At 42.2% G+C, this 11,498-nt stretch carries 10 protein-coding genes; 6 read left to right on the forward strand and 4 right to left on the reverse strand.

Annotated elements, in window-relative coordinates; translation table 11 throughout:
• The first annotated feature begins 139 nt into the window (after positions 1 to 139).
• A complete protein-coding gene (locus tag H6G83_RS06775; protein ID WP_190468892.1) occupies positions 140 to 1,285 on the forward strand; it encodes a nucleotide-binding protein in 1,146 nt (381 codons plus the stop codon).
• Between the two features lie 604 nt (positions 1,286 to 1,889).
• On the opposite strand, the gene H6G83_RS06780 is transcribed toward H6G83_RS06775, so the two are convergent.
• Entirely contained in the window at positions 1,890 to 2,741 is an 852-nt protein-coding gene (locus H6G83_RS06780) for an alpha/beta hydrolase (RefSeq protein ID WP_190468896.1), read from the reverse strand.
• A gap of 271 nt (positions 2,742 to 3,012) precedes the next feature.
• Here H6G83_RS06780 and H6G83_RS06785 point away from each other — a divergent pair, with 271 nt between their 5' ends.
• Positions 3,013 to 3,936 (forward strand): lysophospholipid acyltransferase family protein, encoded by a 924-nt coding sequence (locus H6G83_RS06785; RefSeq protein WP_190468899.1) that lies wholly within the window; start codon positions 3,013 to 3,015, stop codon positions 3,934 to 3,936.
• Positions 3,937 to 4,194: 258 nt separating this feature from the next.
• Here H6G83_RS06785 and H6G83_RS06790 read toward each other — a convergent pair whose 3' ends face one another.
• Positions 4,195 to 5,652: a hypothetical protein gene (locus H6G83_RS06790; RefSeq protein WP_190468901.1), complete on the reverse strand. Its 1,458-nt coding sequence runs from the start codon at positions 5,650 to 5,652 to the stop codon at positions 4,195 to 4,197.
• Between the two features lie 252 nt (positions 5,653 to 5,904).
• Here H6G83_RS06790 and H6G83_RS06795 point away from each other — a divergent pair, with 252 nt between their 5' ends.
• Positions 5,905 to 9,207, forward strand: a complete 3,303-nt coding sequence (locus H6G83_RS06795; RefSeq protein ID WP_190468904.1) for an alpha-mannosidase — start codon at positions 5,905 to 5,907, stop codon at positions 9,205 to 9,207.
• A 67-nt stretch (positions 9,208 to 9,274) separates the two neighbouring features.
• On the opposite strand, the gene psbN is transcribed toward H6G83_RS06795, so the two are convergent.
• Positions 9,275 to 9,406, reverse strand: coding sequence for a photosystem II reaction center protein PsbN (psbN, locus tag H6G83_RS06800; RefSeq protein WP_190468907.1), 132 nt, complete (start codon positions 9,404 to 9,406; stop codon positions 9,275 to 9,277).
• 85 nt (positions 9,407 to 9,491) lie between these two features.
• Here psbN and psbH point away from each other — a divergent pair, with 85 nt between their 5' ends.
• From psbH to pth, 3 genes are all read left to right on the forward strand, one after another.
• Positions 9,492 to 9,680, forward strand: a complete 189-nt coding sequence (gene psbH, locus H6G83_RS06805; protein WP_190406200.1) for a photosystem II reaction center phosphoprotein PsbH — start codon at positions 9,492 to 9,494, stop codon at positions 9,678 to 9,680.
• Between the two features lie 414 nt (positions 9,681 to 10,094).
• On the forward strand, positions 10,095 to 10,367 hold the full coding sequence (locus tag H6G83_RS06810; protein ID WP_190468910.1) for a TatA/E family twin arginine-targeting protein translocase: 273 nt from the start codon (positions 10,095 to 10,097) through the stop codon (positions 10,365 to 10,367).
• Positions 10,368 to 10,400: 33 nt separating this feature from the next.
• Positions 10,401 to 11,039, forward strand: a complete 639-nt coding sequence (gene pth, locus H6G83_RS06815) for an aminoacyl-tRNA hydrolase (RefSeq protein WP_190468913.1) — start codon at positions 10,401 to 10,403, stop codon at positions 11,037 to 11,039.
• Between the two features lie 216 nt (positions 11,040 to 11,255).
• Here the strand turns inward: pth and rpsU are convergent, their stop codons facing one another.
• Positions 11,256 to 11,435 (reverse strand): 30S ribosomal protein S21, encoded by a 180-nt coding sequence (gene rpsU / locus H6G83_RS06820; protein WP_008226419.1) that lies wholly within the window; start codon positions 11,433 to 11,435, stop codon positions 11,256 to 11,258.
• Positions 11,436 to 11,498: the final 63 nt, after the last annotated feature.

Genomic DNA, 11,498 nt, shown 5'->3' on the forward strand with positions numbered 1-11,498 from the left:
AATTTTTCTTACGCACAAATATTCAATAGATTCTGTTACAAGTAACTTATATCACTTATGGTAATTCCTCTCGTGACATATTTACTGGTTCCATACTATACTAAGCAGCTAAATTCTACCAAAATATTCAAAGTTGTTTATGCCATCAACTTTAGAGCCACAGTTTATTCAAGATTTTACCCACTTTGAACAGCACGTAGCCAAACTAATTACCAGAGCAGGTTGGACAGTTGAAACTGCCAAGGTCAACCAACCGGGTTATGATTTAATTGCTAGAAAAGACAAACTTGTGGTAGCTGTGCAGGTAAAATGGCTAAAAAATAATGTCAATGCACCACAGCTTTTAAAATTTGCTGATTTTTTGGATTCTGAAGCAGGTAAAAAGTTTAATTTTGGTTTATTTATAACTACAAAAGGTTTTGGAGGCCCAGCATTAGCTTTAATTAGAACATGGGGTAAAGATACTAAAATTGGTTGTGCGATCGCTGAAGAGAATAAGTTAGTCTGGGTAAATGGTGGAATTATTGATCCTCCACCTCCACTTCCCCTAGAAAAGATTTATTTTGGAGTGTTTACTTGTAAAGGCGGAGTTGGTAAAACAACAATAGCAGCCCATTTAGCAGGAGCGTTAGCACTGCAAGGATTTAATGTAGCACTTGTAGATTTAGATCCAGAGGAAAACCTACAAAAGTTAGTAGGGGATGGGGTTTATGTCCCTAATCCTAAAGGTGTGGGAACTAGTGTACAAGTATTTAAAGCAGATGATTGGCATGAAGATAGCGCCCGTGATTGTCAGATTGTAATTTGTGATTGTTCACCCGCATTAGAACGTAATTCCAAAGAACTAATCAAGCGATTAAACTATTGTATTATTCCCACTACTCTTAACCCACTGGGAATTAATAAACACGGTAAAGTCATTCAAGAAACAGTCAGAGAAATACGCGAAATCAATCAGGATGCTGATTTGTTTGTCTTGATTAATAACTTTAAAGACCCAGGAATTAGGCGTTTAAGACTGCTGAAAGAAGTGTACTCTGCTGCCTATCAAGAAATTAGTAAAACAGATAATAAATTTCATTGCATAGACCCAGAAGAAGTATGTATTAGGTCAAGTGACCTACTTTATTATTGGGGTATTCATGTGCTGGAAAATCCAGTTAATCCTGGTAGTAGATTAGCGTTTGATCTGATTGGTGGACGATGTTATCCTCGTGAGGATTTTATCAGTTTAGCAGATTACATCGAAAGCAAAGCTGGTATAGGAGTTCTCAGGCATGAGTAGGGACTAAATAAATCAAGGTTGGTAGTGAGGACTTCAGTCCTCAAACAAGGACTAATTGACACTCCCCTGCCTAACCAAGTTTCGCTTTCGCTCACTTGCTTAAAAAGGCAGGGGATTCTTGGTTCAATGAGTCCACTTAGCGCCCGATTCCTTGCGGTATCTTGTGCCAGAGGTGGTTCTCTCCCCAAGCGTTAACTTTTGGTCTGCCCGACCATAGTTGCACAGTGTGCAATATTTGTTTGGTAGAGACGCGATTAATCGCTTCTGTACAATGCTGTTCGTCTAGTACCTGTAAATCTTTTACCTACTTCCAGGTGATACTAGAACTACGAAGTAGAACCAGCAAGATTCATTTGTCAAGGTTCAGCTTCTGCGTATTAGGCAGCAATAGGGTTTTTTCAGTGGTTGATTACCCTTCCACAACCATATTCTACCAAAAGCCGTCCTATAAGGACGGGGTTTTCAACCCAAATTTTCGATAAATCAAGGTTGGTAGTGAGGACTTTAGTCCTCAAACAAGGACTAAAGTCCTTACTACGAACCCAATTATGATAACTTTACATTACTTAACATAGTTTGATTTATTTTCGACCGCTTACTTAAGTTATTGAGGCGGTAGGTGTTGATCCAACCAATTTTCTAAATCTGCTAGCACCTGTTGATAGTTGAGGTCTGCTTGTAGGTCATGATAGGCTCCAGGGTATTCGATGCGTAATTTATCTGCAAAAGCTACATTTTGGTAAAATCTTTCTCCGCCTTCGGGTAAAGCGATTGTATCGGCGCTACCGTGAAGAATCAAGAGTGGTATTTGCCATTGCGACGCATGATTATGAATCCAGGCGACTGTGGTAAAATATTCTGTAGCTAAACGGGCGCTACCAAGACTATGACGCAGGGTATCTTGGGTGTAGGCGGCGAGAACTTTCTCATCTCGTGAAGCTGCACTTAGGTTCAGTCCTGTGCTTAAGGAAAAACGCGGCCAGATTTGTGAAAGGAGATTTCCTAAAAATACCCGGAATTTGGACACGCCGACTTTACCGATAGCTGGTGCAAATGCGATCGCACCTTGCAATTTGGCGGCTTCTTTGGGCTGGCGTAAAACGTAGTCGCAGACAACCACCGCACCTAAGCTATGTCCTAAGACAAAAATTGGACATCCCGGTTGTTGGTTTTGAATTAACTCGACAAAAGCAGCTAAATCTCCGCGAAACTCTGACCAGGAATTGATATGCCCACGCTGACCAGGCGATCGCCCATGTCCGCGCAAGTCTAAGCCATAAATCGCATATTGTTTGCTTAGTAGATAGTCTACCATATTACCATATTTGTCGCTGTGTCCTCCTAGCCCATGTACAATTACTAAAATTCCTTTTACTTCGCCTTCTGGATACCAATTTTGATAATAAAGTTCCAGCCCATCGACACTTTTAAATACACTTTCGTTATGTTTAGTCATAATAATTAAACTAAGTTACAACTTAAGAAATAAACCAAAATTAAGAAATACAGATTAAGTAGATATTTTCCTTATTCAGTCTATACAATTTAAATAATTATTAGCTCATCATATCAATTCCGGTTAATTACTTACGATATGGTTGGTTTAGTCGGTAATAGGTTGAGCTTGATTGGTAATTGTCTTCTACCATTACCAATTACCAATTCCCGCAATATGATAAGTGTTTAAGCGGACATGATATCAAATGTGTTTTTACTAATATAACGAAGTGATATCTAGCAACGAGCCAGACAGAATTACCATAACAGATGCAGGTATTAAGCGGGTGCGTGAGGGCGTGGCGGCGGCTGGCGATCGCGCGGTACGTGAGATAATTGCGAAAACGCTGGCTGGGTTAGAAGCTAGGGATGAAGGGCAAATTGAACCAAGGGTAAATGCAAGGATACGGCGTTTTGTGTTGCGATCGCTCATTCATGCTATCTTTCGGGTACAGGTCGAAAATATCGAAAAAATCCCACAAACACCTGCAATTCTAGCAGCTAACCATCTCCACCACCTCGACCCCTTATTACTGCTGGCGGAAATACCCACTCAACCCCACTACTATATCGTCGGCGATGCCCGCACCCTCTACAATAAGTGGTGGAAACGTTTCATCTTGGGTTTTGCTGGAGGCGTGATACCTTTAGCTAGGATCTGGAAAGAAGAAGTAGCCGTCATTCAAGCAGCCAAAGCTGGAAGACAAGACCTTGCACAATTAGCCCAAGCTATTGAGGAAACAGTCCCCACCGGGGGAGATATACCCACACTGCGACAAATAGACCGCATTGTTTTAGGAATTTTAGCCCAAGGGGACGGAATGATTCTCTTTCCCGAAGGACGGCTAGGAAATACTGAAGGTCAGTTACATCTCCCCCTGAAACGAGGAACTGTAATTTACGCCTTACGCGCTGGCGTACCCATCATACCCATAGCCTTAATTGGTACTCACGACCTGTATTGGCGCAAAGAATTGACCCTCCGCGTTGGTGAACCATTATATTTTGACCAAACCACCAGACCAAACCGCAAACAAGTAGATATCGCATTAGAAAAATTGCAGGCTGCAATGCAGGCTTTGTTACCCACAGATTATCAAGAACCTCCCGGAACAAAGCCACTGCGAAATTTTCTTAACCATATTTTGTGGTAAGTAGGTAGACATAATTAAATATAAAATGAGTTGTTGTTCGTAGTCAGCTATTTATCGCTCTATTGTTGGGTTTGAAAGGACTAAAGTCCTTACTACAAACTTATATTTAACTGAGTGTCTCTATTAATACCTTGAAAAAATTACAGCAGTTTCGCTATTCGTGAAATACTGTAGAGATTGACATGTAACGTCTCTACAAGGTTTTGGGTTTTACCCTTGTACCTCATTTACCCAAAATATGCTATGACTAGCACCTTCCTATTTCCCTCGCAACAGACCTTGCAAAAAGTAAAAGATATTCACCAAAATTTGTTCAACCCAGAGAATAATATAATCTAACCCTTCAAGGATGTATTCTACTAGATGTTTTTCATAACCTAGTACAGTTGCTGTCGTATCTATCCAGTCTGGTTTAACTTCTGCTTGGTTTTCGGAGGAAGTTTGTTGTGATGTATAAGCGAGGGCTTGCTTTTTAGATGTTTGTTTCTGCTTCTTCCCTAAATTAGATGCTGCTTTTTGTTGAGTTTCAATCTGGTTTTTATTACCAGTTGATTGACCAGGATAAAGACTAGATTTAATTGCCGATGACTGCATGAATTTTTTAGGCTCATTTCCAGCATCACCATACAAATCTTGCCAATCTAGCCAAGGGTCATCTGTGAAATATTCATGCTGTGAATGATAGGTAATATCAGGTAAATCTTGTTGAGAAAAACCAGACTCTAGTAATTTATTTTTGGGTATACCAAAAAAGTAATTTATAGCTGCTTCCATCAATGCAGAAATATTGGGTTTTTGATTTGCCAAACTCTGGGAATTACCTACTATTTCTTTTCTAGAGTTTAGCTGTTCTTTACCATAAAGAAAAATGTTCAATTGAGCTTGAGCAACTCGCACTATTTCTAAACTGCGTTGCTTTGCTGGTACTATAGCAGTTTCTTCCAACTGAGCGATCGCCACATCTAGCAAATTAAATATCCTCAGCTTGTTGAAGACACCTGTTGCTGCTGTATCGCTGTTTTCCCCTGTCAGCTTCGCTAATATGCGATTAATTTCTGGTAATAACTGCGCTTGCTGTTCAGATGCAATTAACTGCTGCTCTTGCCAATATTCCCCAATTTCAGTAATAATTCGTTCTGTTAATTTTGCTTGCTGCTGAGGTGTCAAAATATCTAAAATTTGATTCTCAATGCTAACAAGTACCAACTGACGATTTACCACATTTGAAGCCACACCTATCACCATTGGTAGATTACGGCTGATAGTATCTGTTTCTAAAGTTTTGTTGGGAATGGTTAAGGATTGAGAAATTTTCTGTTGAGTTATGCGACGGGGAAAAAATTTAGACCTGAATAACTCCAAACTAGGGAATAATATCGATTTTGTTGAGGAGGCAACTATTTCTGCATCTGGTAAATACTGGACTGACTCTATCACGCGCAAAATAGGTCTATCAGTAGTGAGGGATGCTGATGACATATCATCAGGCTGTAAAAGTCGCCTAGTTGGTGGTTCCTTGGTGTATAGCTTTTTCACCGATGAATCAGTTGATTGCCAAAATAGATACACAGGATAAAGTAATGCTGACACACCCCACTTAGTAGCAACTTGTAAATTGCGGAAGGTAGTCTCCCAACGCTGCGTCAACCGCCGAGATTGCTGGTTGACAAAGTTGAAAAATCTGCTTTGATAACGACCAGAAGAACCAGATGGCATGGTAGTAACTAATTAGTTTGAGCCTTGTTTATTTGTGAGACTCCCGCCAAACAATATCAAGTATTCAGGATTTGGTATGAATATACCAAAAGCTGGAGAGGGAAAAGCTAAAAATTCTTAACTCTGCTTTTCTTGTGAGGGATAAAGTAAGAAAATCTAGCCTGCCAATAGTTTTACACAACTTTAATTTTAAATTCTGACTACTGACTACTATTTGAAAAATTTCCTTAATACCTTAATTTTACCGAAAATATGACCCCTACCATCTCTCAATCCCAGAATAATTTAATTTCAGACGCGATCGCTCAATTACGCAGTTGTTGCCAAGTTAATGTTCAGTCTACTTGGTTATACCAATCGGACAGGGAAATTACAGATGTGACTGCATCTAATTTATCCACTTGGCAATCAGTAGATTTAAATAGCAAAGGTAACATCGCTTGGACTGGTGGTCAAAAAGTCCTGTGGTTAGCGCAGAAATTTGTCGTTCCCCAAGCTTTACATGATTATCCCATAGGGGGTTTGTCTTTGCGGCTATCGCTGCTGTGGTGGGCGGATTCTGCCAAAATTTATGTAAATGGGGAATTGGTAGGCGAAGGAGATTTATTTGACTGTTCCCCCAGGGTTTTACTCAGTCCGCAAGTCACACCAGGGGAAGAATTTGTAGTGGCTTTGCGACTAGTTAGCCCTGGTCATTGTGATGGTGCTTTAGTGCGATCGCTCCTCATCTACGAATCCACAGACTATAATCATCCTGACCCCGGCTTCATTGCCGATGAGTTAGCAATATTACAACTCTATCTAGAAAAGTTCGCCCCAGCAGAATTAAATATTCTCACCCAAGCAATACAACAAATCACACCCATCAACCCAGAATCTCTAATTACTCTACGCCAAAACCTGATCAATCATCGGCACGCCAGTTGCGACAAGTCGGCAGAGCCGCCCAACGCACTGGCTCGTTTATCGGCGTTTATCGGCGGTCAAAAACTTAAAATATATTTACTCGGTCACGCCCACTTAGACTTAGCATGGCTATGGCCAGTCAACGAAACCTGGAACGCAGCCCAAAACACCTTTGCATCAGCCCTCAAACTCCAACAAGACTTCCCCGACTTCATCTTTTGCCATTCCACCCCAGCCCTATATGCTTGGATAGAAGAACATCGCCCAGACTTATTTACAGCCATTCAACAGTCCGTAGCGGCGGGAAAATGGGAAATTGTCGGTGGCTTTTGGGTAGAACCCGACCTGAATTTACTGTCCGGCGAATCTCTAGTCCGTCAGCTATTATATGGTCAACGCTACGTGCAAGAAAAATTCGGCAAACTGACCACAGTAGTTTGGGTTCCCGACACCTTTGGTTTTTGTGCAACCCTACCGCAATTTTTAGCAAATGCGGGTATAGAGTATTTCGTCACTCAAAAATTGCGCTGGAACGATACCAGCAAATTTGATTATGGCACATTTTGGTGGCGATCGCCAGACGGTAGCCAAGTCTTAAGTCTCATGTCTGCACCCATAGGCGAAGGCATTGACCCGATAAAAATGGCAACCTATGCTTTAGAATGGCAAGCCCAAACCAACTTAAATCAATCCTTATGGCTTCCCGGAGTCGGCGACCACGGCGGCGGCCCCACCCGTGATATGTTAGAAACCGCCCAACGCTGGCAAAACTCCCCCTTCTTCCCAGACCTAGAATTTATCACCGCCGAGAAGTATTTGCAGCAGATTAATTCAAAATTCAAAATTCAAAATTCAAAATTAACGAATTTCCCCTCATCTTCCCCCACTCCCTCATCCCCCTCATCTCCCCCCAGTCCCCAATTCCCCACCTGGAACGATGAACTATACTTAGAGTTTCATCGCGGCTGCTACACTACACACGCAGACCAAAAACGCTGGAATAGGTATTCAGAAAATCTACTCTACCAAGCGGAACTATTTGCTACCTTAGCGACTATTATTTGTGGCGCGACATATCCCCAAGCCGAAATCGAGACAGCTTGGAAGCAAGTATTATTTCACCAGTTCCACGATATTTTACCCGGTTCTTCCATTACCCAAGTATATACAGATGCCTTATCTGAATGGCAGCAAGTAGAACAAACGGGAACCAAAATATTAGAAGCATCATTAGAGGCGATCGCATCTCACTTTACCCTACCAGAGCCACCACAAGCCGACAGCTTACCAATTTTCGTATTCAACTCCCTCAATTGGCAACGCTCCGAGGTTGTATCAGTTACTCTACCCCCATCACCAGCCAACCAACAATGGCAAGTCTACGATACCAACGGCGAACCAGTCATTTCTCAATTAACTGAACCATCAACCCTCATATTTTTCGCCCAAGAAATCCCATCCGTAGGCTATCGTCTGTTTTGGTTATCTCCCTCATCCTCTACATCCCCCACATCTCCCCCATCCCTAGACTACATTCTCGACAACGAACACCTACGGGTGACTGTAGACCCCGATACCGGAGACTTGTCAAGCATCTATGACAAATCTTATCAAAGAGAAATATTGTCTGGTGCAGGAAATCAACTACAAGGCTTTAAAGACAGTGGACAATATTGGGACGCTTGGAACATCGACCCCAACTATAATAATCATCCCCTCCCAGCAACCCACCTCAAATCTATCCGATGGTTAGAAAAAGGCCCAGTGCAAAGTCGCCTGCGGGTATTGCGTCAGTTGGGTGACTCAGAATTTTCCCAAGACTATATCTTGCAAGTCGGTTCACCCTTATTAAAAATTACCTCTACCGTCAACTGGCAAGAAAACCACATCTTAGTCAAAGCAGCCTTCCCTCTCAATATTACAGCCAACTTCGCCACCTATGAAATCCCCTGCGGCGCAATTCGCCGCCCAACCCAACCCCAAACCCCAGAAGAGAAAGCCAAATGGGAAGTCCCCGCTTTACGTTGGGCTGATTTAACCCAAGAGACAGATAAGGGTATTTACGGTGTTAGTCTCCTGAACGATTGTAAATACGGCTACGACAGCCAACCCCAGCAACTAAGACTAACATTACTCCGCAGCCCCACCTGGCCTGACCCAGAAGCCGACCGAGGCGTACACGAATTTACATATGCTGTGTATCCACACGCCAACACCTGGGAGTCAGCACATACCGTAAAAAAAGGGTATGAATTAAACATCCCTCTACAAGCCAAACTAAATTTTACTTCCCCAGTCTCCCTCCGGGTTCGCAGTCGCCTACGGAGGGAAACCCTCCTGCAGCGCTGTCTCACCAGTCCCCAGTCCCCAGTCCCCCAAAAAGACAGAGTGAGTTTTTTAAACCTACCAGCCGAAAACCTAGTCTTAATGGCTTTCAAGCCATCCGAAGACGACCAACAACAGTTAATTCTCCGATGTTATGAATCTCACGGTGTCACAGCAGAATTATCATTACACAGTGACCTACAGTTAACTTTAGATGAGCCAGTAGATTTATTAGAACGTCCTACTACCGAATTCTCATCTGAGCAACAAAACTCCACAATTCAACCTTGGAAAATCGCTACATATAAAGTTTTGTGGGAGTAGGAAGTTAGTAAACAGTTATCAGTGAACAGTGAACATAACCTGATAACTGATAACTGATAACTGATGTCTAGTCCTCATGATCCTCAAAAGGATCAGCCAACTCCCTGCTAGGAGGGCCGAAGGCGGTGTAAATTCCATAGCCAGTAATGCCAATGACAATGGCTCCTACAGAAATGATAAGAACTGTTGCGGGTTCCATAAGTAAGTTATTGATGATGAATGTTATTCTTATAGAATATTACAGAAGATTAAAAAAAGCTTTGGCAACTAATCTTAGGTGAACTATGGCACAACGCACTAGGTTGGGAGATATCCTGCGACCTTTAAATTCCGAATATGGTAAAGTCGCTCCAGGTTGGGGAACTACCCCTTTAATGGCCGTCTTTATGGGACTGTTTTTCGTGTTTCTGCTAATTATTCTGCAACTTTACAACAAATCAATCCTGATTCAAGATGTAAGAGTTGGCTGGTAATATCAATTCTCTGTGAAGATGCACAGAATAAATAATGTAGAGACGTTGCATGCAACGTCTCTACAGTGATCGTACCCGGTCTGTCCGGGTTTTTTTGTAGTCATTGGTTATTGGTCATTGGTCATTGGTCATTGTCCGCCCTATCATGGTTTTGGTGGGCAGTGCAGCGCCCTAAGTAGGCTTTCAAAAATTACAGCACATTTCATCTGAGTGAGGTACACAAGGGCGGGCAAGATGCCCACCCCACAAGAATTTTATAATTTATATCTGTACCTCATTTAGCTGCAACTTGCTGTAAGTGTGAATCCTATATTTGTGGTTGGCATACTGAAAACGCTAATCTTGAGTAGGATAGAAAATTAAATCTCATCTCCAGTCCCCAGTCCCCAGTCCCCATAAACTAAGGAGAACCGTGTGAATATATTTGGTATCGGTCTGCCAGAAATGGCTGTAATTATGGTAGTGGCGCTACTAATCTTTGGCCCGAAGAAATTGCCAGAAATTGGTCGGAGTGTGGGAAAAGCAATTCGCGGTTTTCAAGAAGCTTCTAATGAGTTCCAAAGTGAATTTAAGCGCGAAGCTGAACAGTTGGAACAGGCTGTCAAGACTACTGCTGAACTTGAACCCAAGCAAATCGAAGCTGTGAAAACAGAACAAGATAGTGCTGGTTCTTCCCCTGCTACCTGAAAAAGTGCAGTGAGTGGTTGATTGTAAAGATAGATGACAGAAGCTGTAAAACAACCTGTGGTAATTCCCCAGCTAATTGTCGGGTTGGGGAACCCAGAACCGAAATATGACCAAACACGCCACAATATTGGCTTTGCTGCTGTGGATGCTCTTGCTCGTGCTTGGCAAATTCCTGTGGCGGAAAATCGCAAATTTCAGGGTGAATACGGTGAAGGTATTGCCTCTGGAGGTGTAAAAATTCGCCTGTTAAAACCTTTGACTTATATGAATCGCTCAGGACAGGCGATACAAGCAGTGACAAGCTGGTATAAATTGCCTAGCGAGTCTGTATTAATAATTTATGATGATTTGGATTTGCCTTTAGGTAAGACTCGCCTGCGCTTGTCTGGTTCGGCGGGAGGACACAACGGCATGAAAAGTGCGATCGCTCATCTTAGCACGCAAAACTTTCCCCGCTTACGTATCGGTATAGGTAAACCTAAAAATGCTGCAAATAGCGATAACTCAGATACTGTCGCTCATGTATTAGGTAAGTTTTCCGCTACAGAAACTCAACTTATGTCCCTTGTCTTACAGTTCGTTGTTGAATGTGTAGAACTGACTCTTAAACAGGGAGTAGAAAAGGCAATGAATCGTTGTAATAGTTATAATGCTGAGATGCCTAAATCTTAGGTGAGAGGTGACAGGTGACAGTGGTCATTAGTCCATAGTCAATAGTCCATAGCCAATACTTGAATTTTGAATTTATTAGTCCTGTATCGATATACCTACACCCCTAACAGGGGTGCGGCACATCTTGCTTTATTATTGTCACAATAGGGGCAACTTATAGTTGCTTGTTTTTAGGTCATGTCCTCAAGCAACGCCGCCTATACAAACCACGTAGGTTTATTTAAAACGGCGCTTGCGTCTTGCAGCCACTGCCTTGCGTTTGCGTTTTTCTAACGGTGTTTCAAAATGGCGATGATACTTAACATCAGCTAAGATGCCTGCTTTAGAAACTTGGCGCTTGAATCGACGTAGCGCTGAATCTATACCTTCATTTTCTCCTAAAACCACTTGGGTCATTCGTTTTCCTCATAATCAATAGTTTCCATTGTAATAGTAGCCTCAAACATAGCCAAACTTATT

Origin of the sequence: Anabaena azotica FACHB-119 (assembly GCF_014697625.1) — a bacterium.
Lineage (GTDB): Bacteria > Cyanobacteriota > Cyanobacteriia > Cyanobacteriales > Nostocaceae > Trichormus > Trichormus azoticus_A.

Coding starts and splice junctions, on each gene's coding strand:
- H6G83_RS06775 (WP_190468892.1), top strand. CDS start 140: ATGCCATCAACTTTAGAGCCACAGTTTATTCAAGATTTTACCCACTTT.
- H6G83_RS06780 (WP_190468896.1), bottom strand. CDS start 2,741: ATGACTAAACATAACGAAAGTGTATTTAAAAGTGTCGATGGGCTGGAA.
- H6G83_RS06790 (WP_190468901.1), bottom strand. CDS start 5,652: ATGCCATCTGGTTCTTCTGGTCGTTATCAAAGCAGATTTTTCAACTTT.
- H6G83_RS06795 (WP_190468904.1), top strand. CDS start 5,905: ATGACCCCTACCATCTCTCAATCCCAGAATAATTTAATTTCAGACGCG.
- psbN (WP_190468907.1), bottom strand. CDS start 9,406: ATGGAACCCGCAACAGTTCTTATCATTTCTGTAGGAGCCATTGTCATT.
- psbH (WP_190406200.1), top strand. CDS start 9,492: ATGGCACAACGCACTAGGTTGGGAGATATCCTGCGACCTTTAAATTCC.
- pth (WP_190468913.1), top strand. CDS start 10,401: ATGACAGAAGCTGTAAAACAACCTGTGGTAATTCCCCAGCTAATTGTC.
- rpsU (WP_008226419.1), bottom strand. CDS start 11,435: ATGACCCAAGTGGTTTTAGGAGAAAATGAAGGTATAGATTCAGCGCTA.